This is a genomic window from Tenacibaculum sp. TB-56 (genome assembly GCF_059716275.2).
Map to the genome: position 1 here is coordinate 2,400,739 of NZ_CM201367.1, position 25,785 is coordinate 2,426,523.

At 32.1% G+C, this 25,785-nt stretch carries 25 protein-coding genes and 1 riboswitch; of the genes, 16 read left to right on the top strand and 9 right to left on the bottom strand.

The window, feature by feature from the left end; all coding sequences use genetic code 11:
- Positions 1–31: 31 nt before the first annotated feature.
- Positions 32–1,081, bottom strand: a complete 1,050-nt coding sequence (locus AC3VI6_RS11505) for a WD40/YVTN/BNR-like repeat-containing protein (protein ID WP_497706286.1) — start codon at positions 1,079–1,081, stop codon at positions 32–34.
- 64 nt (positions 1,082–1,145) lie between these two features.
- Between AC3VI6_RS11505 and AC3VI6_RS11510 the strand changes: the two genes are divergently transcribed.
- Both AC3VI6_RS11510 and AC3VI6_RS11515 read left to right on the top strand, forming a co-directional pair.
- Positions 1,146–2,099: a patatin-like phospholipase family protein gene (locus tag AC3VI6_RS11510; RefSeq protein WP_497706287.1), complete on the top strand. Its 954-nt coding sequence runs from the start codon at positions 1,146–1,148 to the stop codon at positions 2,097–2,099.
- Between the two features lie 2 nt (positions 2,100–2,101).
- Positions 2,102–2,995, top strand: a complete 894-nt coding sequence (locus AC3VI6_RS11515; protein ID WP_497706288.1) for a DUF72 domain-containing protein — start codon at positions 2,102–2,104, stop codon at positions 2,993–2,995.
- Between the two features lie 161 nt (positions 2,996–3,156).
- Here AC3VI6_RS11515 and AC3VI6_RS11520 read toward each other — a convergent pair whose 3' ends face one another.
- The gene (locus AC3VI6_RS11520) at positions 3,157–4,605 is read right to left on the bottom strand and encodes a GFO_1087 family putative carboxy terminal peptidase (RefSeq protein WP_497706289.1); all 1,449 of its coding nucleotides are present in this window, start codon (positions 4,603–4,605) and stop codon (positions 3,157–3,159) included.
- A 250-nt stretch (positions 4,606–4,855) separates the two neighbouring features.
- Between AC3VI6_RS11520 and AC3VI6_RS11525 the strand changes: the two genes are divergently transcribed.
- The 7 genes from AC3VI6_RS11525 (at position 4,856) to AC3VI6_RS11555 (ending at position 11,519) form a co-directional block, all read left to right on the top strand.
- The gene (locus AC3VI6_RS11525) at positions 4,856–5,365 is read left to right on the top strand and encodes a GFO_1088 family ECF-type sigma factor (protein WP_497706290.1); all 510 of its coding nucleotides are present in this window, start codon (positions 4,856–4,858) and stop codon (positions 5,363–5,365) included.
- Positions 5,352–5,822 carry a PG0215 family putative anti-sigma factor gene (locus AC3VI6_RS11530; RefSeq protein WP_497706291.1) on the top strand — a complete coding sequence of 157 codons (471 nt, stop codon included), beginning with the start codon at positions 5,352–5,354 and terminating at the stop codon, positions 5,820–5,822. Before AC3VI6_RS11525 ends, AC3VI6_RS11530 begins: the two co-directional genes overlap by 14 nt.
- A 40-nt stretch (positions 5,823–5,862) precedes the next feature.
- Positions 5,863–6,378, top strand: coding sequence for a GFO_1090 family protein (locus AC3VI6_RS11535; RefSeq protein ID WP_497706292.1), 516 nt, complete (start codon positions 5,863–5,865; stop codon positions 6,376–6,378).
- A 54-nt stretch (positions 6,379–6,432) separates the two neighbouring features.
- Positions 6,433–6,993 (top strand): GFO_1091 family lipoprotein, encoded by a 561-nt coding sequence (locus AC3VI6_RS11540; RefSeq protein ID WP_497706293.1) that lies wholly within the window; start codon positions 6,433–6,435, stop codon positions 6,991–6,993.
- A gap of 118 nt (positions 6,994–7,111) precedes the next feature.
- Positions 7,112–9,559 (top strand): M1 family aminopeptidase, encoded by a 2,448-nt coding sequence (locus tag AC3VI6_RS11545; protein ID WP_497706294.1) that lies wholly within the window; start codon positions 7,112–7,114, stop codon positions 9,557–9,559.
- A 107-nt stretch (positions 9,560–9,666) separates the two neighbouring features.
- The gene (locus AC3VI6_RS11550) at positions 9,667–10,866 is read left to right on the top strand and encodes a tetratricopeptide repeat protein (protein WP_497706295.1); all 1,200 of its coding nucleotides are present in this window, start codon (positions 9,667–9,669) and stop codon (positions 10,864–10,866) included.
- Positions 10,867–10,910: 44 nt separating this feature from the next.
- On the top strand, positions 10,911–11,519 hold the full coding sequence (locus AC3VI6_RS11555; protein ID WP_497706296.1) for an alpha-ketoglutarate-dependent dioxygenase AlkB family protein: 609 nt from the start codon (positions 10,911–10,913) through the stop codon (positions 11,517–11,519).
- A gap of 6 nt (positions 11,520–11,525) precedes the next feature.
- Here AC3VI6_RS11555 and AC3VI6_RS11560 read toward each other — a convergent pair whose 3' ends face one another.
- From AC3VI6_RS11560 to AC3VI6_RS11585, 6 genes are read right to left on the bottom strand one after another with little or no spacing between them, the layout of a single operon-like run.
- Positions 11,526–12,446 carry a hypothetical protein gene (locus AC3VI6_RS11560; protein WP_497706297.1) on the bottom strand — a complete coding sequence of 307 codons (921 nt, stop codon included), beginning with the start codon at positions 12,444–12,446 and terminating at the stop codon, positions 11,526–11,528.
- Positions 12,447–12,481: 35 nt separating this feature from the next.
- Positions 12,482–13,594 (bottom strand): ABC transporter substrate-binding protein, encoded by a 1,113-nt coding sequence (locus AC3VI6_RS11565; RefSeq protein WP_497706298.1) that lies wholly within the window; start codon positions 13,592–13,594, stop codon positions 12,482–12,484.
- Positions 13,595–13,605: 11 nt separating this feature from the next.
- Positions 13,606–14,133 (bottom strand): alpha-ribazole phosphatase, encoded by a 528-nt coding sequence (cobC, locus tag AC3VI6_RS11570; protein WP_497706299.1) that lies wholly within the window; start codon positions 14,131–14,133, stop codon positions 13,606–13,608.
- Complete coding sequence (locus tag AC3VI6_RS11575; RefSeq protein ID WP_497706300.1) at positions 14,118–14,888, bottom strand: adenosylcobinamide-GDP ribazoletransferase; 771 nt, start codon at positions 14,886–14,888, stop codon at positions 14,118–14,120. Before AC3VI6_RS11575 ends, cobC begins: the two co-directional genes overlap by 16 nt.
- 2 nt (positions 14,889–14,890) lie before the next feature.
- A complete protein-coding gene (cobT, locus tag AC3VI6_RS11580; RefSeq protein WP_497706301.1) occupies positions 14,891–15,928 on the bottom strand; it encodes a nicotinate-nucleotide--dimethylbenzimidazole phosphoribosyltransferase in 1,038 nt (345 codons plus the stop codon).
- A 3-nt stretch (positions 15,929–15,931) separates the two neighbouring features.
- The gene (locus tag AC3VI6_RS11585) at positions 15,932–16,435 is read right to left on the bottom strand and encodes a bifunctional adenosylcobinamide kinase/adenosylcobinamide-phosphate guanylyltransferase (protein WP_497706302.1); all 504 of its coding nucleotides are present in this window, start codon (positions 16,433–16,435) and stop codon (positions 15,932–15,934) included.
- Between the two features lie 101 nt (positions 16,436–16,536).
- Between AC3VI6_RS11585 and AC3VI6_RS11590 the strand changes: the two genes are divergently transcribed.
- The 3 genes from AC3VI6_RS11590 to AC3VI6_RS11600 all read left to right on the top strand — a co-directional run bounded on the left by AC3VI6_RS11590 (position 16,537) and on the right by AC3VI6_RS11600 (position 20,656).
- On the top strand, positions 16,537–17,475 hold the full coding sequence (locus AC3VI6_RS11590; RefSeq protein WP_497706303.1) for an ABC transporter substrate-binding protein: 939 nt from the start codon (positions 16,537–16,539) through the stop codon (positions 17,473–17,475).
- A 9-nt stretch (positions 17,476–17,484) separates the two neighbouring features.
- Positions 17,485–17,679, top strand: a riboswitch (cobalamin riboswitch).
- Positions 17,680–17,710: 31 nt separating this feature from the next.
- Positions 17,711–19,582, top strand: coding sequence for a TonB-dependent receptor plug domain-containing protein (locus tag AC3VI6_RS11595; protein ID WP_497706304.1), 1,872 nt, complete (start codon positions 17,711–17,713; stop codon positions 19,580–19,582).
- 3 nt (positions 19,583–19,585) lie between these two features.
- The gene (locus AC3VI6_RS11600; RefSeq protein ID WP_497706305.1) at positions 19,586–20,656 is read left to right on the top strand and encodes a YncE family protein; all 1,071 of its coding nucleotides are present in this window, start codon (positions 19,586–19,588) and stop codon (positions 20,654–20,656) included.
- 63 nt (positions 20,657–20,719) lie between these two features.
- On the opposite strand, the gene AC3VI6_RS11605 is transcribed toward AC3VI6_RS11600, so the two are convergent.
- Entirely contained in the window at positions 20,720–21,133 is a 414-nt protein-coding gene (locus tag AC3VI6_RS11605) for a thiol-disulfide oxidoreductase DCC family protein (RefSeq protein ID WP_497706306.1), read from the bottom strand.
- Between the two features lie 149 nt (positions 21,134–21,282).
- Here AC3VI6_RS11605 and AC3VI6_RS11610 point away from each other — a divergent pair, with 149 nt between their 5' ends.
- Genes AC3VI6_RS11610 through AC3VI6_RS11625 form a run of 4 tightly spaced genes read left to right on the top strand, consistent with a single transcriptional unit; the run spans position 21,283 to position 25,603 of the window.
- Positions 21,283–21,993, top strand: a complete 711-nt coding sequence (locus AC3VI6_RS11610) for an ABC transporter ATP-binding protein (protein ID WP_497706307.1) — start codon at positions 21,283–21,285, stop codon at positions 21,991–21,993.
- A gap of 1 nt (position 21,994) precedes the next feature.
- Positions 21,995–23,224: an ABC transporter permease gene (locus AC3VI6_RS11615; RefSeq protein ID WP_497706308.1), complete on the top strand. Its 1,230-nt coding sequence runs from the start codon at positions 21,995–21,997 to the stop codon at positions 23,222–23,224.
- A gap of 2 nt (positions 23,225–23,226) precedes the next feature.
- Positions 23,227–24,471, top strand: coding sequence for an ABC transporter permease (locus tag AC3VI6_RS11620; protein WP_497706309.1), 1,245 nt, complete (start codon positions 23,227–23,229; stop codon positions 24,469–24,471).
- 22 nt (positions 24,472–24,493) lie between these two features.
- Positions 24,494–25,603 carry an efflux RND transporter periplasmic adaptor subunit gene (locus AC3VI6_RS11625; RefSeq protein WP_497706310.1) on the top strand — a complete coding sequence of 370 codons (1,110 nt, stop codon included), beginning with the start codon at positions 24,494–24,496 and terminating at the stop codon, positions 25,601–25,603.
- Positions 25,604–25,785: the final 182 nt, after the last annotated feature.

The following is a 25,785-nucleotide window of genomic DNA, read 5'->3' on the forward strand; positions in this document are numbered from 1 at the left end:
AATAAAACTCCTTTTAACAAAACATTAAGAATTAGTTAAGGATTAATTTTCCAATTTTTTCGTGACCTGATAACCAAGCAGTATTGCTGTCTACAAATTGAATTGAATAGTATCCTTCTTTACTAACATTCGTCCAAGTGTGTCCACCATCATTAGAAAATGAAACGCCAGTTTTTCCAACCGCAAAAACTTCTTTACCGTTAGTATTAGGTACATATTGCACACAGCTTTTATAATTAGGATTTTGATTGTTAGCTACAAGTGTCCATGTTTTTCCTCCATCAGAAGTAACAGCTTTGTTAGCAAGATTATCTTCAGGTTTTGAATAGTTTCCTCCAATGGCGATTCCGTCGTTTTCATCGTAAAAATCGATTGAGTAAATTCCTTGTGAACCATCTCCCTGAACTATTGGTGTGTCAAAAATCTCCCAAGTGTTTCCAAAGTCGGTAGATTTTAAAATACGTGCTTTTGTTCCACCAGATCCAATCCAAACCATGTTGTTTACTATCGAAATGTTGGTGTTACTAGCGGCAAAAAACGCTTCACCTTCTTCAAAAGTTGGTAATTGTGTGCATGGTAGTTTAGTCCAAGTATTTCCTCCATCCGAAGTAAGAATAATAGATGGACAATCTTCAGTAGGGTCACCAACTGCAATTCCGTGCTTTCCATCAGCAAAGAATTTCATACTGTCGTAAAATACTTTTTCATTTTTTTCAATATAAACCAATTGAAGTTCCTCTTGACTTTTTTTGTATAGAAGAGCCGGATTAGCTACCGATAATACAAAAATATCCTTATCGTTTTGAGTAATACTTCTAAAATGTGGAATGATTGAATCATTGTATTTCAGTTTTTGAGTGCTCCAAGTTTTACCTCCATCTTCAGTAGTTGTAATATCTCCTATAGAACCAGCATAGGTTAGTTTATTGGCATCAATAGCTAGTATAGCTCTAATGCTAGTGCTGTCTCGCTTTATTTCTGTAATCGTAACAGAGTTAATAGTTCTTGGGGTGTATTGTTTTTCAGTTTTACAAGAAATTAACACGCAAAAGAGAAAGAAAAGTACAGATAGTTGTTTCATGTGTTTGGTTGCTTTTTTTTGATATTTTTACAGAACTAAAAATAGATAAATCAAACTTAATTCAATGAAAAAAGCCTTGGTAATTTCTGGAGGAGGAAGTAAAGGAGCGTTTGCAGGTGGAGTTGCACAATACTTAATGAAGCATAAAAATAAAGATTATGACATGCTTTTAGGTACTTCTACAGGTAGTTTAATGGTATCGCATTTGGCTTTAGGTATGGTTGATGAATTGAAAGAGGTATATACTTCGGTAGATCAAAAAGCTATTTTTAGTAACAGTCCGTTCAGAGTAAAATCAGTACATGGTGAAAAGGTGGTGTCAATACGACATAGAAACACGTTTTGGAACTTTTTAAATGGAAGTAAAACCTTTGGTGAGAGTAAAAATTTACGTAAGCTCATAAAAAATAGCATAACCAAAGAAATGTATGATGAGATTAGAAGGTTAAATAAAGAAGTAGTAGTAACAGTTTCTAATTTAACAGCGAATCAAATTGAATACAAGTCGATTTTAGAGTGCGAATATGAAGATTTTTGCGATTGGATTTGGGGTTCGTGTAACTATGTGCCGTTTATGAGTTTGTTAGAAAAAGATCACTGTCAGTATGCAGATGGAGGTTTTGGAAGTTTAATACCTATACGAGAGGCAATTTCTAGAGGAGCTACAGAGGTAGATGCAGTAATTTTAGCTACCGAGGTAACACAAATGAATAGATTGCCAGCAAAGAACCCATTTTCATTGATGATGGACACGTTTGATTTCATGTTAGAAAATGTAGAGCGACATAATATTACCATAGGAAAGCTATCAGCAAAACACCATAATGTGAAGTTAAATTTATACTATACACCAACGGTTTTAACTACAAATTCTCTAGTATTTGATAAAGAGAAAATGAAACAATGGTGGAAGTCAGGATATAATTATGCTAAAAAGCTAAATGATGATAGAATGACAGAGTTTAGACCAGAAATGGTAGATAATCAGGAAATTGAAGAAGGAATAGAAAACAATTAAGTATGAAGTTTGGAAAGGTAGAACACCCTGAGTTAATAGATTTTGCATTACCTGAAACTCACCCTAAAACAATGGAGTTGTTAAGTTCTTATGAAAAGAGTGATAAACCAAGTGTTTTTGTAGGATGTGCTAAGTGGAACAAAGCCGATTTAAAAGGGTTTTATCCGAGAGGCACAAAAGATGAATTAGAATATTATTCGAAGCAATTCAATTCTATCGAATTAAACGCTACTTTTTATCGTCAATTTTCTGCGGAACAATTTGCTAAATGGAAAGAAAAGACTCCAAAAGGGTTTAAGTTTTTTCCAAAGTTAGGGCAGGAGATAAGCCATTGGAAACGACTAGAAAGTGTTCAAGATGCGGTGAATATTTATTTAGATAATGCTTCAAATTTAGAAGAAAAATTAGGAACGATCTTTTTACAATTACATTCTAATTTTGGACCTAAAAACTTTGATAAACTACAAAATTTTGCTGTGAGTTGGCCTAATGGAATTCCGCTTGCCATAGAAGTTCGTCACCCTGATTGGTTTGAAGATAGAGAAGTGTTTGATGAATTCACTCAGTTGTTAGAAGAAAATAATATAGCTAATGTATTGGTTGATACGGCAGGTAGACGGGATATGGTACACATGAGACTGACCAATAATGAGGCTTTTGTGCGTTATGTGGGAGCAAATCATCCAACAGATTATTCACGTTTAGATGAGTGGGTAGAAAGACTAAAACAGTGGAGCGATTTAGGATTACAAAATATTAACTTTTTCATTCATCAAAATTTAGAAGTAGAATCTCCTTTGTTAGCAGCTTATTTTATTAAAAAGTTGAATAAGGAACTAGGGATTGATTTAAAGATTCCTAATGAAGATAATAATCAACAAATGAGTTTGTTGTAATAAAAGAAAGAGAACTCAGTCATTCCGAACGAGGTACGAGGAGGAATCTGCAAGTATTCAAAAGATTTCTCCTTTGGTCGAAATGACGTTTAATTGTTTTTCAAAAAAATAAAAAATCCAGCCAAGTAGCTGGATTTTTATTTTATAGTGTTTTGATTGCTTTATTTCAAGTCAATATACATGTTGTTATAGTCAGGATTTGCCATAGAAGAATTCCAGTTTGGAGAAATTTGAGAACCTTTTCGCAATGTTGGTAGTCCCTTCGCTCCTGTCGTAATGTATTGAATAGTTCTTTCTAATAAAGGCTCTGTAGAATCACCCAAGACACCTAAATTCCCAGGATCTTCATCTATAAGAATATCAGGAGTAAATCCTTCAGGAGAATTTTCTCCATCAACATTTTGAATTTCAGAAACAATAGGCTGTAGAGCCCAAGTATGACTTTTTAAATTATCTCCATATCGAGTATAATCGTCAGAATCGTATAAAGTTATCGAACCAACATGCTTTCCATAAGTTTGAGCTCCTACTAGTTTAACATCAATATATGGTTTTAGAGAATTGATTACGACTTCAGAAGCTGAGGCAGAATTACCAGAAACAATAAAATATACCGTTGTTAAATTCAAACTGTTAATAGCTTCTTCTAACACAATAGTTCCTTGCGAATTTGTGTTTTTAATTTGATTCGTAAAATTGTTGATGAATGATTCAGCAGGGCGAGAATTCATTACTTTTTGATTCCATAGTTGTTTCGCAAACAACTCATCAGTAAATTGTCCAGTAATCATACTACCTAAATAGGTAGCTGTTTGTAGAGAACCACCACCATTGTAACGTAAATCGATAATTAAATCGGTAATTCCGGCAGCTTTAAAGTTGGCAAATTCGGCATTTAAATCTCCATCGAAATCTTTAGAGAATTGATTGTAGAGTAAATAACCAATTGTATGACCTCCATTTGTAATTACATTGCTTATCTTAACAGGGTTTTCAGTTACTTGTGATTTGTTAACCGTGATAGTTGTTCCATTACTAATAGGATTTCCTCCGTTATAATCCGCCAAATGAATGGTAAATGTTTCATTGGCAAATAAATCATTTACATTAGCCCTAGTTAAAGTTGTTCCGTTAACTTCAGTAATAATCATACCTCTAGTTACTCCTTGCATTTCAGCATCTGAACCATTAACAACATCGTATACGTACACATAATAACCACCAGAACCGTCAGAAAAATCAGCACCTATAGCCTTCATACCACTTGTTAATCGTGTACCTGCAAAAGCCTGTTCAAGGGCAATATAGTCGTCTACAATCCAAGAATAAGTTTTATTTGGATCTTGTGGATATTCATTATCCATATACAATAAGCTATAAAAAAGATCTACTGGGTCATCATAGCCCGATAAATAACTATATATTTCGTTATCGTTACTAAAACGTCTGTCATCTAAATCAGGAACTAAATCTTGCCATAAGTAGTATGCATTTAAACCTCTCCAAACAAAATGTTGAACTTCTATGTTTTTAGGGGCATTATCTTTTTCACTACAAGAAACAATAAGTATAGAAAATAAGAGAATAAGGGCTGTTTTTACTATTTTCATCTATTTTAGATTTTTGTAATTGTTTGTTTTATTAATGATTTAATCAAGTTACGTGAGTGTGGTATACCTAAATGCCCATTATGGACTTTTATAAGGAATGTGCTAACTGTAATACCAACGCAATTTAACGAATAATATTATTTTTTTTATTATTGATGTAACAAACTTGAAACTGCTTCGTCGTAGTTATGTAAGCCTGATAAATAAGAAGTGTTTATTTTAAAGGATTACGCAATTAATCAACTAAACAATGAACCAGACAGACTTTTTAAAAGTTGTATTACCATTTAAAGACAAAGTCTTTCGTTTAGCGAAAAGGTTGTTGGTTTCTACAGAAGAAGCTGAAGACGCTACGCAAGAATTGTTTTTTAAATTGTGGAGGAATCGGGAAAAACTGTCCGACTACAAAAATGTAGAGGCATTTGCGATGACGATGACAAAAAATTATTGTTATGATCGATTAAAATCGAAGCAAGCAAGTAATTTAACATTAGTACATAGCAACTATAAAGAAAAAGAAACATCGCTAGAAAAGAAAGTAGAACATAACGATAGTGTAAACCAAGTACATCAGCTCATTGAAAAATTACCAGAACAGCAAAAAATAATCATTCAGTTACGTGATATCGAACAGTATGATTTTGATGAAATATGCAAAATGGTAGATATGAAACCTACCGCTGTAAGGGTAGCGTTATCAAGAGCGAGAAAAACAATAAGAGAAGAACTCATTAAAAAACATAACTATGGAGTTAGCTAACATAGAGAAGTTATTAGAAAAATATCTAGACGCAGAAACAACGTTGCAAGAAGAAAAGGTGCTACAAGAGTATTTTACCTCAAATAATGTGGCACCTCATTTGCAAGAGTACAGTATGATGTTTGGTTATTTTAAACAAAGTAAAGATGAAACCTTTACCCAAACCATTCAGTTAAAACCTGAGAAAACTAAGAAGAACTGGAAATGGTTGTCGGTAGCAGCGTCAGTAGTCTTACTATTTAGTGTATTTATAGGTAACGAAGAATACCAAAAGCATCAACAACGTAAACAGTTTGCGCAAATTAAAGAAGCGTTACAACTAGTTTCAGTCAATTTAAACAAAGGAAACGAAGCTATATATGCCGTTTCAAACAACCTAAAAAAGGGAAGTGATGCAATTGAACATTTAGAAACCTATGAAGAAACAGTAAATAAAGTAATAAACACTGTAAATTAATTAAGAAAGTAAAACCAAGTACTTATAAACAAAAGAAATCATGAAAAAAGTAATAGTATTATTAGCATTAGCATTTGTATCTAACTTAAGTTTCGGACAATCAATTTTTGATAAGTTAGAAGGTATTGATGAAGTTTCATCAGTTGTTGTAAACAAAGATGCTTTTGAAATTTTATCAAAATTTAAAGTAGAGTCTGAAGACAATGAAGCAATAGAAGTTTTTAAGATGATTCAAGACTTACAAGAATTAAAAGTTTTTTCTACTGAAAATGCTGACGTAGCAGCTCAAATGGAAAATATGGTAAAATCAGCCGTAGGAAAAAGTAACTTAATTGAGTTAATGCGAGTAAAAGACAAAGATTCTCGTGTAAAGATTTATGTTAAGGCAACTAAAAACAAAGATTTTGTAAGTGAAGTGTTAATGTTTGTAAAAGACAAAGATTCTAAAAACGGATCACCAGAGTCAGTAATTGTTTCTTTAACAGGAAATATAGATATTAACAAAATGTCTAAACTAGCAGAAACGTTTTCTAAAGACGGAAAAAAAGATAAATAAAACAAACAGAGCAGCGTTAATTCGTTAACGCTGCTTTTTAATCAAAACTAACAGATGAAAAAACTAGTTATATATTCAATGTTACTAATAGCATTTGTAACAGTTTCTTGTAAAACAGAATCGTTACAAAGTTATTTGGTAGAAAGTCAAGACAAAGAAGGTTTTATGTCGTTTGACTTACCAGCAAGTGCACTTCAATTAAGTATGGATAAAGCTTCTGAAGAAGATAAAAAGGCCTACGAAAGCATAAAAAAAATAAATGTTACAGGTGTTCCGTATAAAAACTTAGATGAGGCAAGTTATGAAGTTGAAAAAGAGAGATTAAAATCTATTTTAAAGAAATCTAACTACAAAGAGTTGATGAAGTTTAAAAAAGACGGAGCCAATGCAGCAATTTATTATTTAGGAGAAGCAGATGCTATCGACGAAATAGTAGCTTTTGGTTATGGAAAAGGAATGGGAGTAGGTGTAGCACGTGTTTTAGGAGAAAACATGGATGTTAACAAAATTATGGGAATGATGCAGAAAGCTAATTTCGATGCAGGAAATGTTGATCTAAAACAATTTAAAATGATTTTAGGAGATAGTGATGTAGTCTCAGATAAAGCAGACTAACCGTCATTAATAAAAATATAAAAAAGGCCATCAGATTTCTGATGGCTTTTTCTTTTTAACGGGGCATTAACAAGCCTACCAATAGATTTTCCTATTTTTGAAGTCTAAACAAAAAAATATGAAGTTTCAAAAACTCCTTGTTGTCGTTGTTACTCTTTTTACAGTAACATTATTTTCTCAATCTGATAAAACCTACAGAGCAGAAAGAGACAAAGTTCATAGTTTAATTCATACGAAGTTAAAAGTAGATTTTAACTTTCAAGAACAAGAAATGAATGGAGAAGAATGGGTAACACTAAAACCACATTTTTACGAAACGGATAAAGTTACTTTAGATGCTAAGGCAATGGAAATTCATAAAGTAACGATGAATAACCAACCATTAGATTTTAATTATGACGATTTTGAGTTGATTATCAATTTACCTCGCAAATACAATCGAAACGAAGAGTTTACGCTGTATATTAAATACACTGCACGTCCTGAAAGAGTAAAACAAAAAGGAAGTGCTGCAATAACTTCAGCAAAAGGATTGTATTTTATCAATCCGAAAAGCTTAGATAAAAACAAACCGACCCAAATTTGGACGCAAGGTGAAACTGAAGCGAGTAGTTGTTGGTTTCCAACGATTGATGCACCGAACCAAAAGACGTCACAGGAAATTTACATGACGGTTCCGCAAAAGTATGTAACACTTTCTAACGGAAAATTAGAAAAGCAAACAACAAATGCAGATGGAACTCGCACCGATTATTGGAATTTTACTCAAAAACACGCTCCGTATTTATTCTTTATGGGAGTAGGAGAGTATGAGATTATTAAAGACAAATACAAAGATATTCCAGTTGATTATTATGTAGAAAAGGAATATGCTCCGTATGCAAAAGATATTTTTGGAAATACGCCTGAAATGTTAGCTTTTTTCTCAAAAATTACAGGAATTGAGTATCCTTGGAATAAGTATGCACAAATAGTTGGTCGCGATTACGTAAGTGGAGCTATGGAAAATACCACAGCGGTAATTCATGGAGAAAACGCATACCAAAGACCAGGACAGTTAATTGATGAAAACGTACAAGAAAATACCATTGCGCACGAAGTTTTTCATCATTGGTTTGGTGATTTAGTAACTACTGAAAGCTGGAGTAACTTAACTGTAAATGAGAGTTTTGCGAATTATAGCGAATATTTATGGTTAGAGCATAAATACGGAAAAGATGAAGCAGATGCGCATTTGTTTGAAGACAGTGAAGCCTATAAGCAAGGGCAAAATTATGACAAGCATTTAGTTCGTTTTTATTACGATGATAAAGAAGATATGTTTGATGCGGTGAGTTACAACAAAGGAGGCGCTATTTTGCACATGTTGCGTAACTATTTAGGTGATGATGCTTTTTATACGACATTAAACACCTATTTAACCGATTATAAATACGGAACAGCAGAAGCACATCAGTTACGTTTGGCTTTTGAAAAAGTTACTGGAAAAGATTTAAACTGGTTTTTCAATCAGTGGTATTTTAACAGCGGTCACCCGAAGTTGTCTATTTCGTACGATTATAATAAGTTACGTAAAACGGTAACTGTAAACATCATGCAAACTCAAATGAATGAGTTTAAATTCCCATTTGCAATTGATGTTTTTGAAGGCGGTAAACGCACACGTCATAATGTTTTTGTGGATGGTAGAGATGCTTCGTTTACCTTTCCTTTTACCAAACAACCAGATTTAATTCAAGTAAATGCAGACGGAGTATTGCTGTGTGATATTTCAGAGAATAAAGTGTTGAGTGATTATATCCATCAATTAAAATATGCTCAAAACTACGCTCATAAAAGAGAAGCGTTGTTAGAAGTTGCAAAGCATCAAGATGATAAAAATGCGTTTAATGCAGTTGCTGGAGCGATGAATGACGATTTTTATAAAATCAGAATTTTAGCGTTGGAAAACATCAATCTAATTAATAAAAATTCAAAGAGAAATGTGATTGATAAAATTATGAAAATGGCTAATAACGATTCTAAAACATTAGTACAAGCGGCTGCTATTGAAACCTTAGGAAAGTTAACTGACCCTGCATTAAAATCGGTATTTGATAAAGGTTTACAAAGTAAATCATACTCAGTATTGGGTAAATCATTGGTAGCAATGTATTATATCGACAAACAGTTGGCAATTCAAAAATCAAAAACCTTACCGCTAGAAGTAAAAAAGATTGTGGCTACTCCGTTAACACGTATTTATTTAGAAGAAAATGACGATACAGAGTTAAGTTTTATTGCGGGTAATGTAATGGCAGGAATGTTTTTAAGTCCGAATAAGAAAATTCAATCTTTATACAAAGAAGCGTTTGATAAAATTGGAAAAAGTAACAATACAGAAGCCATTCAAAATTTAGCGGATGATATTGTAGCGAAAGGACTTCAATACAAGCAATATAATTTTGACAAAGTAGGAATTAACTTGTTACGTCAATTAGTAGAAATGCAAAAGGCTAACAATCCTTCAAACATTGATAATAACTTACGAGTTATACAAATTGCAACAGCAAAATTGTTAGAGTAAACAAAATTAAACTCTTAGCACATATTATATAAAATCATAAAGTTTAAGTTAAAAAGAATACTTAGTTTTGGCACAGAAATTGAAATTTCTAGCGAAACTTAAGCTTTATGATTAAAAAAACTACCCTACTATCTATTTTTTCAGTGCTAGTATTAGCGTCTTGTAGTAGTGTTAAAACTACCGAAAAAGCGATTAATTCTGGTGATTACGAAAAAGCTATTTCTTTATCAATAGAAAATTTAGCAAAGAACAAAACCAAAGAGAAAAATCAGCCATATGTGTTGATGCTTCAAGAAGCTTTTGCTAAAGCGACTCAAAGAGATTTAGACCGTATTTCATTTTTAGAAAAAGAGCAAAATCCGTCGAATTTAGAATCTATTTATAATTTATACCAACGATTAATCAATCGTCAGGAAAGAATTAAACCATTATTACCGTTACGAATTTTATCATCAGGAAGAGATGCTAAATTCAAAATGGTTAGTTATGCTGATAGAATTATAGAAGCTAAAGAAAACTATGCCGATTATTTATACGAAAATGGAGTAGCCTTGTTGAATGACGGAAAGCGTAATAAAATTAATTACCGACATGCTTTTGAAGAACTAAGACATTTAGATAAAATCAACCCGAATTATAAAGATACAAGAGCGTTAATTGAAGAAGCTCATGAGTTGGGGACAGATTTTGTACATGTATCGGTAAGAAATAAAACCAATCAGATAATTCCTAAAAGATTAGAAAGAGATTTATTGGCGATTGATACCTACGGATTAAATGATTTATGGACCGTATATCATGCAAATAAAGACAGAAAAATTCGTTATGATTTTGATTTGGAATTAGATTTTAGAAATATTGAAATTTCTCCTGAACAAGTTCGCGAAAAAGAAATCATTAAAGAAAAAAGAATTAAAGATGGCTATAAGTATTTGTTAGATAACAACGGTAACTATGTAAAGGATAGTTTAGGAAATAAAATAAAGGTAGATAAGTACAAAGTAATTCGTTGTAAATTATATCAATTTACACAATTTAAAAGCAGTAGAGTTAGTGGAGTTGTAAAGTATATTGATAACAGAACGAATCAATTAGTACAAAAGTTTCCTATTCAAAGTGAGTTTGTATTTGAGCACGTATATGCCGATTATGATGGTGACAAAAGAGCGTTAGAGACTTCTCTGTTAGATTTATTGAATGAAAGAGTAGTGAGTTTTCCATCTAACGAACAAATGGTATACGATACGGGTACCGACCTAAAACAGAAACTAAAACATATTATCACACGAAATAAGTTTAGAAATTAAAGAAAAGCTCCTGTAATCTACAGGTGTTTTTTAATTTTATAGCGATGGACTTATTCTCACAATTTAACGATGCTCCTAAAAACTTACTTCCGAAAGATGGAACGGTAAACTACTACGGAATTGTTTTGTCTAAGGAATTAGCAGACCATTATTACGAGGCTTTATTAAATTCCATTGAATGGCGTAACGATGAAGCTATTATTTTTGGTAAACGCATGGTAACCAAACGAAAAGTAGCTTGGTACGCAGAACAACCTTTTGAATATTCCTATTCTAACATTACGAAAACAGCCTTACCATTTACGAAAGAACTATTAGCGTTAAAAGAATTAGTTGAAAAAGAAACTGGCGAAACCTATAACTCTTGTTTATTGAATTTATACCACGATGGTTCTGAAGGAATGGCGTGGCATAGTGACGGAGAAAAAGATTTAAAAAAGAACGGAGCGATTGCTTCGCTGAGCTTTGGAGCAGAAAGACGTTTTGGTTTTAAACACAAACAAAGCAAAGAAACGGTGTATAAAGTGTTAGAACACGGTTCGTTATTGGTAATGAAAGACGAAACCCAAACCCATTGGTTGCACCGATTACCACTTACAAAAAAAGTCCACCGACCACGGGTGAACTTAACGTTTAGAACGATTGTGAGGTAGGGGTAGTTATTCTTCTTCTTCAAATCTTACGTCTGGATTAGCTATTGGTTTTAAATACTCTAATCTATCTTTAATATTATCCAAGTCAGTATATAATTCTTCAATTTCTCCTTTTATATTATATTCTTTATGAAATGAAAAAAGGTATTCAAGATAGTAGTTAATGTGGTAATGTTCTAAGTTAAGAGGAGGGTGAGAATTTATATAGCTTTTGAAACTTTTAGGTAAGTCACTTTGAATAAGGTGTTTTAAAATCTCTTTTTGAATAATATGCTCTTCATTAAAGTCATATTTTTGTGACATAAAAATTTTAAAAGCTTTTGATTGATAAGATATTTCATAAGTGAATATTCTCAATCTATGGCATTCATCTCTTACAATTTGATAGTATTCTTTACAAAATTTACCGATAGTTTTTCCTACAAATTTTTTAATGCGATAATCATTAGAAGAGCACCCTATCATTTCTGTTGAAATTTCAATATTAAGAAATTTTTCAATGAACTTTATTAAATCATGTTTTGCTTGATTAGGTTGATATACACTTTGCATTTGATACATTTCATACCTTGAGCTTTTGTAAAATTTTGTAAGTAAAGAAAGTAGTTCTTTATGAGGTTTTCCTAGGTTTATGTTTTTGTGTTTCTCTATTCGATTATTTAAATCATTATGATTATGAGAAATAAGGCTTTCTTCAAACTTTTCTTGATCAGTATTTTCGTTGTGCTCTAATAATACAATACATATTTTTTGAAGTCTTTCAATTCCAACAGAAATATTATATAAAAATTCAAAAGCTTCATCTTCATAATAGAAATGTTGCATTAAATCAAAACTATAAAGTCCATTATATATGAAGTTTCCAGAAATACTTAGTTCTGTTCCAAGTCTAAAGTTTTTCCAAAATTCTATAGGTGTAAAGTTCATAGCGTATAATATAAAAAGTAAAATCCAAATAAAATTTACTCTACCACTTTATAAAAAGTCAATTCATATTCTGGTAACAAATTAGGGTGCGTAATTTTTATCAAATCTTTTAACACCAAATCTGGTCGTACAGGAGAGAGTTCAAAGTAAATTAAACCACCTGTTTCTCCTTTGTTATGCCCAATAGAAAATATCTTATTATTGTTAAATGCATCAAACTCTTTGTAGTGAATGTTTGCAGTAGTTAACTGTTCTTTGGTAACATACAAGCCACAGTTAAACCAAAAATCAGCGTGCTGTCCTTTTTCCAATACACTTTCAAAATTAAGTTGTAAGCTACCCGTTCCGCTAGTTTCTTTCCATAGGTAATTAAGGTTTGCATCGTTAAAAAAGGTAGCAATGAAACTTTCACCAGCAGGAACATTCCAAACATCTTTAAACATACTTCCAGATAAAACCGTAGGTTGTTTATCACTGTTTTTAGCAATTTCTTTTGCTTTTAAGTACTCTGTTTCTATGTTGGTAAAAATACTGTCTGCTTTTTTTTCTTTTCCGTATAAAGCTCCGAAGAATTTAATCCATTCCGCTCTTCCTAAAGGCGTTTCTTCTAACCAATCACCATTAAAAATCACAGGAACTCCCGTTTTTTTGATGTTTTGGTACAGTTTTGTGTTTGGATGCAAAGCAAAACCAATAACTAACTCAGGCTCTAAATCAATTAGTTTTTCGGTATTCATATCTTGTTCCAAACCTAATTCAACAATATTACCTTGGTCAATTCTTTTTCTTGTTCTTTTTGAAGAAACATATTTGGTATGCGGAAAACCAACAATAGTGTTTTCAGCATTCAAAAGTTCCAACATTGGAACGTGCGTAGTGCTGGTAACCACCATTTTTTCTACAGGAACTTTAATTTTATTTTTAGAAAGATCGGTTTTATCGGTAAGCGTATAAGAATATAGGTCGTGCGAGCTTTGAAAAGCCTTTTTGATCACTAATTTTTTTACTCCGTTTTCTGAAATAATATCAAACCCCTTGGCATATTTTACAGTACTTTTAGCAGGTATTTTTTCGGTAGTTTTTTTAGTTTCTTGCTTACATTGTGTAAAGAATACAAATAAGGAAAGAATAAATAAATAACGTTTCATAGTAATTTTTTTTATAGGTGGAAAGTTAACGTATCTCCGTAGTTTAGTTTTAATTCAAATGATTTTTCCAACGGAATTTCATTCATATAAGCCCAAAGACTTCTCATTACTCCCGCATGGGTAACGAGCACAACTTTTTGATGGTTTTTGGTTTTTAATTCGGTTAAAAAATCGGTAGTTCTATTGTGTAAATCGATATAAGATTCTCCGTTTTTAGCAGGAGTTTTTACAAAATTGTTCATCCAAATATCGAGTTCTTTTTTATCAATATCGTTCCATTTTTGGAGTTCCCAATCACCAAAATCAAGTTCTTTCAATCGGTTGTCAAAAATTACGTTAGCTGAAAGTTTTTCAGCCAAAAGCTTACAACGTTGTAAGGGACTGCTGTAATACGTTACATCAGCATCGTTAACAGGAACTTTTTTTAGAATACTGCTCACTTCTTCTTCAAAATTAGTTGTTACGTCAATATCTGCTTGACCATAGCATATACCTTTGGCAATATCAGGTGTGGTATGTCGTACTAAAATAACTTCCATAAGGCGAGTAGGCTTAGATAAAAAACAATTTCAGCTACTTGTTGCAAAGCACCCGCGCAATCTCCTGTTTGACCTCCAATCCATTTTTTAAAAAAGTGTCCCATGTACAAATAGGTGAGTAATAAGGGAAGTAATACTAAAAATATCATTGGTTTTTGAAAGAAAAATAAGGGAACTATTCCGAAAATACCTGATATGAGTAGCGATTTACTACTCATTTGTTGGGTGGTTGGTTTTATTTTAGAACTGTCAATATCTCTTACATAGTCATGTGTATATAATAAAACCGTAGCGATAAATCGGCTAATACTGTGTCCTGAAATAATTACTAAAATTAAATTAACGGATAGATTTTGTAAATGATACAAAGCTAAAAACTTTATAGCTAGGATAAAGAGCAAACCGCTTACTCCGAAAGTTCCTAGTCTGGAATCTTTCATAATGGTTAAAATCTTTTCTTTGGTCCATCCGCCACCAAAACCATCACATACATCGGCAAATCCATCTTCATGAAAAGCTCCTGTAATCCAAATAGAACTAATCATACTGATTACAATAGCAATATCCGTAGGAAAAATGTAAGAAGAAGCGAAATAAGTTAGTGCAGCAATGCTTCCGACTACAATTCCTACTAAAGAAAAATAACGACTGCTTTTGTTGAGTATTTCAGGGGAATGATCTACCCATTTAGGACACGGAATTCGTGTGAAAAATAATACAGCAGTTAAAAAATAATGGATTTGTCTTTTTATCATAACTAGGCTTCGCTAACATTGGCACTTTTAAAAGTAGCCATTTCGTTTAAAAAGTTTACACTCGATTGAATAATAGGAAATGCAACCGCACAACCTGTGCCTTCACCTAAACGTAAGCCTAAATTTAAAAGAGGTTCAGCATTTAAGAATTCTAACATTTTTTGATGCCCTTGTTCTCCTGAATTATGACAGAAAACACAATAATCTAAAATATCAGATTCCATTGCATGAGCCGCTAATAGGGCAGCAGTAACAATAAAACCATCAATAAGCAAGGTCATTTTTAAGGAAGCAGCTTCTAACATAGCACCACACATCATTACAATTTCAAATCCACCAAAAGCAGCCAAGGCTTCCATAGGTGTTGAAATAGAATCGGCGTGTAACTTATAGACTTCACATAACGTGTCGATTTTTGTTTGTAGTCCTTTATCATCCACTCCAGTACCTCTACCAACACATTTTTCAATAGGTCTATTGGTAAAATAACTCATTAATAAAGCTCCAGATGAAGTGTTGCTAATTCCCATTTCACCAAAACCAATAACATTACAACCTTCACTATACACCTTTCTTACCAATTGTCTTCCTTTTTCTAAAGCTTCTTGGCATTGTTCTGAGGTCATAGCTTTAGTAGTGCTATAATCTTGTGTCCCTTTTGCTACTTTAGCATCGGTAAGTTGAGGATGTGCTTCAAAATCAGCATTTACACCAGCATCTATAATGTTTAAAAGAATGTTATTCTGTTTACAAAATACATTAATAGCAGCACCTCCTTGCAAAAAGTTAAACACCATTTGTTGCGTAACCTCTTGTGGGTATGGACTCACTTTTCCTGTGGTAGCAATTCCATGATCTCCTGCAAAAACCATAATTGTAGGTTTTGATAACACAGGGGTAGTGGTATTTTGAATTAACCCCACTTGCATGGCAATTTTTTCTAAAGTACCTAAAGCACCAATTGGTTTGGTTTTGAAGTTGATTTCTTCTTGAAGTTCGCTCTGTAAATCTTTTGATAAGGGAGTTATTGTTGTTATCATGTTTTATTTTAAAGATAAAGGAAGTCCAGATACCATAAAAATGGCTTTATCAGCTAGTTTAGCTATGTGTTGATTCGTCCAGCCTTGTAGTTGTGTGAATTTTCTTCCAGATTCAGAATTGGCATGTAGTCCCATACCAATTTCATTAGAAATGATGATAATATTAGCATCAATTTCCACCAACTTGTTGATTTCTTCTTTAGCAATTTTTAGTACCTTTTCAACATCATATTTTGTATCTACAAAGAAGTTTGTTAGCCATAGTGTAACACAATCAACAACTACGGTTTGTTTTTCAGAAATTACTTTACTTAACCATTTTTCTTCTTCAATAGTGGTCCAATGTTCGTCTCTATCAGAAACATGCCTGTCTACTCGTTGTTGAAAGTCTTCATCCCAAATACGAGAAGTAGCTAGGTAAATAGGAGTGTCAGATAAAGATTCGGCTAGCTTTTGAGCATAGCTACTTTTACCTGAGCGTTCACCTCCTGAGATATAATATATCATGAAATAGCATTTTATATTGACACAAAGATTGGAAAGATTTTTAATAAAAAACAAATTAAAATAGAGAACTGTTTATTTTTGCTTAACTAAAACCACGAATTATGACAGTATCTTCTTTTATGCCAGCAGTAACTCAGATGATTTATGACATGGGGTTACAAGATTATTTAAACGGAATTACTTTTGAGTGTCCAGAAGTAGCTTTACAAGAAAAAGAAGTAGCTGTTCGATATAAGTTAGAAGGAAAAGTGTTAACGAGTAAAGAAATAACGGCTATTTTTTCTAAAACCAAGGCAGAAGGGAAGACCTTGTATTATGTAGATGAACCTGTTTTAGAAAGTATAGCTCCTGATATTGTTTTTACACAAGATGTATGTGATGTTTGCCAGATAGATACAGAATCTGTGGCAAAATCAGTTTATAAATTACCTAAGGTTCCTGAATTAATTTCGATAACTCCCAACTCGTTAGAAGATGTTTTTGAGAATGCATTAACCATTGCAAAAGCTATGAAGCAGGAAGCAATAGGAGAGGCGTATGTAAGTGGATTGAAAAAGCGTATTTATGACATTGTAGATGTGCAACGTGAACACAGAATCCAATCGAAAAGTGTAATGTTATTAGAGTGGATTGATCCGTTGTTTAATTGCGGACACTGGATTCCTCATCAAATAGGGTATGCAGGTGGAATTGATTTGTTATCGCACCCATCAGGAGATAGTATTGTAATTTCTTGGGATAAAATTGTAAAATACGATCCAGAGGTATTGATTATCGCTCCATGTGGATACGGAATTGAGAGAACACTTGAAGATATGAAGTTTTTAGAAGAGAGAGAAGAATGGGCGTCTTTAAGAGCTGTAAAAAACAAACAAGTATATATTGCTGACTTTGCCATGTTTACACAATCTTCTGCAGGGACTTTAGTAGAAGGAATTGAATGTTTAGCAAAAATGATTCATCCAACTTATTATACACTACCAGAGAACTTAAAAACAAAATTCGCAAAATATCATGATTTGATGGTTGCTAATTTGTAAGAATACTATACATTTGCCGTGATTTTTGGTTTTTCTTTAATCATCTATTAAAGAGAATTAAAAGGGAATTCGGTGCAAAACCGAAGCTGTTCCCGCAACTGTAAGCTATTAAGCTTGTAACAATTACTCAAACCACTGTTTTTTAAATGGGAAGGTATGTTACAAGACGCAAGCCAGGAGACCTGCCAATTATTTTAATTTAATTAAAACTTTCGGGATAAAAGTTTGGTAGAATATGGCTAAAAAAGTATTTACATTTTTTTCTTTTTTTTATGTGCTTGTTCTGGTAGGACAAAATGATACAATTTCTTATCGATTAGATGAAGTTATTATCAATGCTACAAAAAAATTAAAAGAAAACTCTATAGGTCAGCATGTGGTTAGTCTTTCAGATTCTGTGTTGACAAGAAATATTGAGTCTTTTACTGATTTAATAAGATACAATTCATCAATTTATTTAAAGGAGTACGGAAAAGGAGGTACAAGTTCTGTAAGCTTTAGAGGTACAAGTGCTTCCAATACAGCTGTTGTATGGAACGGAATCAATATAAATTCTATAAATAATGGTCAAACAGGATTTAATTCTTTAACAGTAAGCTTAAATGACGCAATTGATGTAAGAAAAGGAGGAGGAAGTATAGAATATGGTTCAGGAGCAATAGGAGGAACGGTGCATTTAAATGATGTTTTAAATTATACAGAAGAGTTTAAAGTAAATAATCAATTTGTACTAACAGGAGGGAGTTACAATACATTCAATTCTCTTTTTAAGTCAAAAATCTCCAATTCAAAGTATAGTATAGGAGTGGGAGTTTCTAGAAATTCTTCAGAAAACGATTTTAAATTGTTCGATTCTAAGTACAGAAATACCAATGGAGCTTATGAAAACTATGGAATTAACTTAGGTTTCGGTTATAAATTCAATAATCAATCTGAATTAAAATTTTATAGTACAAGTTTTTCTGGCGAGCGTCATTTCTCAGGAACATTACCTAATCCAACTTCAGCAAGAGAAAAATATATAGACTCTAACCAAAGAAACTTATTGGTGTATGGTTTTAAAAAAGGAAAGTTAGAGCAAGAAATTAAGCTAGCATATTTAACACAGAAGTATCAATATTTCTCTAATAAATTTTCTGATAATTTTAATTATGGAAAATCGAGAAGAGTAATAGCATCGTACAACCTGAACTATAAACTTCCTAGAATTAAAGCAAAGATTTCGTCTTTTTCAGAGTATGAATCTGCTTTTGGTAGTACAGATGTAATTAAAGAGAAAAATAGAGAACAGTTTTCTCAGTATCTTGTTTATACACAAGATATACATAAAAAAATCTCTTTTAATGTTAAGTTAAGAAAGGATTTTAATTCTGATTATAAGGTTCCGTTTGTTTATGCTGCTGGCATAAAAGTAACACCTATTTCAAAATGGTATGTAAGAGTTAACGGATCGAAAAATTATAGAGTACCAACATATAACGACTTGTTTTGGCCAGGGCAAGGAAATGAAAATTTAATCCCAGAAACCTCTATTCAAGGAGAGGTAGGGTTAGGCTACTCAAACAAAGGTTTAAACTTTGATGTTGGAGCTTATATGATTAATACAGAAGATAAAATTGTATGGACTCCTTCTGGCGATCCAAACAGACCAGGAGTTTGGACTCCAATCAATTTAAATGAAACTCAGAACAAAGGTATAGAAGCTAGTTTGAGTTATAAAGTTCAAATAGGAGAATATAAATTTAATGCAAGCTCTAATTACTCTTATGTTTTAGCGAAAGACAGCGAGACAGACAAGTATTTAACTTTTGTGCCTAAACATTTGTTGAATAATAACTTATCGGTAAACTATAAAAAAGTGAATTTGTTTGCTCAGTCACTTTTTAATGGAACTGTGTATACTACAGAAGACAATTCTAATGATTTTGTTGTTCCTAGCTTTTTTATAGTTAATGTGGGGACTGAGTATGAAATCCTTCAAACTCAAAAAAAACAATTACTATTAGGTATTAAGGTAAACAATGTATTAGGAGAGAAGTATATGGTTATGCCTAGGAGGCCTATGCCACAAAGAAATTTTAACATAAACATCAATTATAAATTTTAACAAATGAAAATAACTAAATTATTAGGAGTATTATTCTTAGGAGGTATCCTTTTTACATCATGTAGTGATGATGAAGCACCTAGTTCACCTAAAGTAGATTATGGAAACGGAATTTTGATAAGTGGTGAAGGTACTCAATCTGTTTCAGGGTCTGTTACTTTTGTATCTAACGATTTATCAGTTGTAGAGAATACAATTTATAAAAAAGTAAATAATGCTGAGTTTGGAGAGTACGTTCAGTCTATAGCATTTGACGACGATAGAGCTTATATAGTAGCTGATAACCAAAATACAGTAACAGTAGTAGATAAAAATACTTTTGAGAAGGCAGGAATCATTACAACAGGGTTATCAACACCAAGATATATGACTGTAGTAGGTAATAAAGGTTATGTAACTAACTGGGGAGCTACAGATAACGATAACGATGATTTTGTTGCAATTGTAGATTTAAACTCTTTAGTAGTAGAAGAAAAAGTAGAAGTAGCTTTAGGGCCAGAAAGAATTATTGCTAAAGACGGGAAATTATATGTTTCTCACTTAGGAGCATTCGGATCTAACAACAAAGTAGTTGTAATTGATATCGCTACAAAATCAGTAGTAAAAGAAATAACAGTTAAAGACAATCCAGATGAATTGTATTTAGACAGTTTAGGTAATTTAGTAGTTTTATCTCAAGGAAATACCGTTTATGATGAAAACTGGAATGTAATAGAAAATACATTAGCTGCCATTTCTTTTATAAATACAGCTAGTAATGAAGTTGTTTCAGAATTAGTATTCAATGAAGGAGAGCACCCTTCTCAAATGGTTTTAGAAGGTAATGATATTTATTACAATTTAGGAAATAGCATTTATAAAACAGATGTGAATGCTACTACTTTACCCGCATCTGAATTGTTCATTACAGATGCAGGATACCTTTATGGTTTAGGAGTAAGGAATAACGAAGTTTTTGTATTAGATGCTAACTTTTCAGGTAATAGTAAATTGGATATTTATGATTTATCAGCTAAAACTAAAAAAGATACGAAAGAAGTTGCTTTAGGAGCTTCAAAAATTTATTTTAATTAAGTCGTCCTCGAAAAAGGGAAATATTGCTATGTATAAGCTCACCAATTTGGTGAGCTTATTTTTTTATAAAAACTTTTCTTGGATTTCTTTAGAAGGAATCATACAAGCTTCTTTTTTTCCAAACCACTTGTAACGATTTTTAGCAATGTAATCGTATACAATGTTTCTGAGAGCCTCTGGAAAGACCAAAACAACTTGCGTTAATTTCCATATTCCGCCAAAATCATTCATAATTTTTAAGGCAGCAGTAGATTTAATATAATAAGCAACTGAAGGTTCATATAAAATAATAGAATCTATTTTTGACGTATCAACTCCTAGGTATTTAGTAATTTCCTTTCCTATGTCAGATTGAAGAGAGGTAAAAACAAACTGATTTTTAGTGTCATACTTTATTACTTTTAGCACACTATCGTTGCAGAAATTACACACACCATCAAATAAGATTACTTTTTTATTGCTAGGTATATTGTTCATTTATAGGTTTTTGTAAAAAAATAAAAGATTATATTGTAACATTATTCAAAAGTAAGCGTCTTGTAAGAAAGTAAATAGCGATTTAACAATACTTTAGGAAGTAATTAGGTAAATCAGTATGTACTTTTATTTAAAAATTAACTAAAACTATGATTCGAATAGAAAATCTTCACAAATCTTATCCTATAGGAAAAGACTCACTTCATGTTTTAAAGGGATTGAATTTACATATAAAAGAAGGAGAATTTGTATCTATTATGGGATCTTCAGGTTCTGGTAAGTCTACCTTATTAAATATCGTAGGTTTGTTAGATACGCATGATGAAGGAAAATACTACTTAAACGGACAGTTAATTGAAAACTTAAATGAAAAGAAGGCTGCAGTATTGCGTAATAAATTTTTAGGTTTTGTTTTTCAATCATTTAACCTAATTTCATATAAAACTGCTTTAGAAAATGTTGCTTTACCATTATATTATAAAGGTATAGGAAGAAAAGAACGTTTAGAAATAGCTATGGAATATCTAGAAAAAGTTGGTTTAAAAGACTGGGCAAATCATTTACCAAATGAACTTTCTGGAGGTCAAAAGCAGCGTGTAGCTATTGCTAGAGCATTGGCAACAAAACCTAAAGTTGTATTAGCTGATGAGCCAACAGGAGCATTAGATTCTGCAACAACCGATTCTGTAATGGACTTGTTGACAGAGATTAATAATGAAGGAATGACCGTTTTTGTAATTACCCACGAGGAGGAAGTAGCTGAACAAACTAATAGAATTGTTCGTTTAAAAGATGGAGTTATCATTAGTGATGAATTAACAGAAATGGCAACCAAAGCAAAAAACTCTAAAGCGGTATAATATGTTTGATATAGATCGTTGGAGAGAAATTTTTCAAAGTATAAGCAAGAACAAGCTACGTTCTGTTTTATCAGGATTTACTGTTGCTTTTGCCATTTTACTTTTTACCTTATTATTCGGAATTGTATCAGGATTACAAAATCAGTTTAAAACTGCTTTTGCTGATGATGCAACCAATGCGATGTTTGTAAGAGTATGGAAAACTTCAAAACCGTATAAAGGCTTACAAACAGGAAGAAGAATACAGCTAAAGAACAAAGATTTTGATTATGTTAAAGAGGAGTATGAAGATAAAATTCAACATTTAACTGCACGAATATTTAAGAGCGTAAACATAACGTACAAAAACAATCAAAATAATTATCAGTTACGAGCAGTTCATCCAGATCATCAGTTTTTAGAGAAAACAATTATAGATGAAGGAAGATATATTAACGAGTTAGATTTAAAAAATAACGCAAAGGTTATTGTTATAGGTCGTCTTGTTAAGCAAGATTTATTTGGAGAAAAACCAGCTTTAGGAAAAAGAGTTAATGTTGATGGGATTTCGTATAAAGTAGTCGGAATATTTTCTGATGAAGGAGGAGATAATGAAGAGCGTTTAACTTATATGCCTGTTTCCACTGCTCAAAAATTATATGGAAACAATGATTATATCAGCCAAATAAATATAGGTTATGATCCAAAATTAAATTTAGATCAAGCTATTACATTTGGAAATCGTTTAGAAAGAGATTTACGCGAAAAGTTAGATATTCACCCGGATGATCAAAGTGCTTTATCGGTTAGAAACATGGCAGAAGCAAACAAAGGAATTAACCAGTTTATGTTTGCCTTGTATTTCATCGTAATTTTTGTGGGATCTGGAACTTTAATTGCAGGAATTATAGGAATTAGTAACATCATGATTTTTGTGATTAAAGAACGTACTAAAGAGTTTGGAATCCGTAAGGCATTAGGAGCAAAACCATCTTCAATAATTGGTATGGTAATTCAAGAATCAATCTTAATTACAACCATTGCAGGATATTTAGGTTTAAGTTTAGGAACTTATATATTAAGCGCTATAGGTGATAGTCTTGAAAAATACTTTATCAAAGATCCAAGTGTGAGTCCTGGTATTGTAATAGGAGCTACTATTATTTTGATTTTATCAGGATTAATTGCTGGATACTTACCAGCAAAAAAGGCAGCACAAATTAAACCAATTGTAGCATTAAGAGCAGATTAATTATGAAGTTTTTATTTGATTCAGACACTTGGCAAGAAATTTACGGAAGTATTCGTAAAAATAAATTGAGAACGGGTATTACCATTGTTGGGGTACTATGGGGAATCTTCATTTTAGTAGTGTTATTAGGGGCTGCTCGTGGTATGGAGAATAATTTTAAAAGAATATTTGGAGATTTTGCAACCAACAGTGTTTTTGTGTGGACGCAGAGAACCGATATGCCTTTTAAAGGCTTTCAAAAAGGAAGAAGATTTAGCTTAACATTTAAAGATATTGAAGTTCTTGAAAAAGAATATGCTAAAGAAATAAAGTTATTAGCTCCTAGAAATCAAACAAGCGGGACTATTGTTAAGGATTTTAAAACTGGTGATTTTCAGGTAAGTGGAGATTATCCAGTGTTAGATCGCGTACAGAAGAAAGATCTTATGTATGGACGTTTTCTTAATCAAAATGATATAAAGAATAACTCCAAGGTTTGTGTAATATCTGAAGATATGTACAAACAACTGTTTGATAAGAAAGAAATGCCTGTAGGGCAATATGTTAAAATTAGCAACGTAAATTATAAGGTTGTAGGGGTATATAAACCTTCCAACACCATAGATATTGATGGAGATACCGCTTATATTCCGTTTACAACTTTTCAAAAAGTATACAACACATCCAATAAAGTAGATTGGATGATGATTACAGCTAATGAAGGAGTAGATATCAAACAAATGGAAAAAGATATCTTATTAACATTAAAAAGCCTGCACAAAGTACATCCAGAAGATAAACGAGCTTTTGGTAGTGTGAATTTAGGTGATCAGATAGATAAGTTAATGGGCTTTTTAACAGGAATGCAGTTTTTAACCTGGTTTGTAGGAATTGCAACCTTAATAGCGGGAGTTTTTGCGATTGGTAACATCTTATTAATCACCGTAAAAGAGCGTACTAAAGAAATCGGAATACGAAGAGCTTTAGGAGCAACACCCAAAAGTATTAGAAGACAAATCGTGCTAGAGTCGGTTTTTTTAACCACAGTAGCAGGAATGTTAGGAATTATTTTTGGAGGACTCGTACTATTCCTATTAGATTTTACGGTAGGAACTGGTGATGATCCTACATTAGTAAATCCAACCGTAAATATACCCATAGTAATGTTGGCATTTTTCATATTAGTTGTTTTAGGAACATTAATAGGGTTAATACCTGCATACATGGCAACAGTAGTAAAACCAATCGAAGCATTAAGAGAAGAATAAAAAAAGAAATAATCAATTAATCATGAGCAAAAGAGCAAAAATTATTTTAGGAATCGTAGCACTATTATTTGTAGTCATCCTAATTTGGTTAGGAAAGAAAAATCAAAAAAGTGTGGTTACTTACGAAACGGAAAAACCATTTAAAACAACTATTGTAAAAAAAGCAGTAGCCACAGGAAAAGTTGTTCCTTTAGAAGAAGTTGAAATCAAACCTCAAATAGCAGGAATTATAGATAAGATTGTGGTTGAAGAAGGAGCCATTGTAAAAGCAGGGGATTTGTTAGCAACGGTAAGAGTTGTTCCTAATGAGCAATCGTTACAAAGTGCAAAAGGGCGAATTAATTCTGTGCAAATTCAGTTGAACAATGCTCAAATTCAATACGAAAGAAATAAAAAACTTTTTGATAAAGGAGTTATTTCTAGTCAAGAGTTTGAAAACTCACAATTATCGTATAACCAAGCAAAAAATGATTTGAGAAATGCTCAAAACGATTATCAAATCATTAAAAAAGGTTCTGTTGGTTCAGCAGGAGCGAATACGAATATTAGAGCAACAACTTCTGGTATGGTGGTAGAAATTCCAGTAAAGAAAGGATACCAAGTTATTCAATCTAATAATTTTAACGAAGGTACTACCATTGCTACAATTGCAGATATGGAAAAGATGATTTTTGAAGGACAAGTTGATGAGTCTGAAGTAGGGAAGTTGGTAAAAGGATCTAACATTGAAGTTTCTTTAGGAGCTATTGAAAATAAAAAGTTCCCTGCGGTATTAAATTTTATTGCACCTAAAGGAACTGAAGAAAACGGAGCAGTACAGTTTAAAATTAAAGCAGATGTAAGCCTTGACGATAATTATTTTGTTAGAGCAGGGTATAGTGCCAATGCAGATATTGTTCTAGAAAAGAAAGACAGTGTTTTATCTATCAAAGAATTATTATTACGTTTTGATAAGAAAACTGAAGAACCATATGTAGAGGTGAAAAAAGGAGATGATGAATTTGAAAAGCGTGAACTTAAATTAGGAGTTTCAGACGGAGTAAACATTGAAGTGTTAGAAGGTGTTACTGCCGATGACGAGATCAAAATATGGAACAAAGCATCGAAAGATGATGAAAAGAAAAATAACTAAGAAATTAGATAAGTAAAATAATCAATGAAGCAGTTCTTTTTAAGAGCTGCTTTTTTTGTTTTAAGTTCATGAATAGTTGACTGTGGTGTGTTGGAAAAGTTTGTTTAAGCTATCGCAAAAGAAATAAGATGTATCTTTAATGTTTATCACTAATCAAGTACTTAATTTAAAGAAAAATTAAA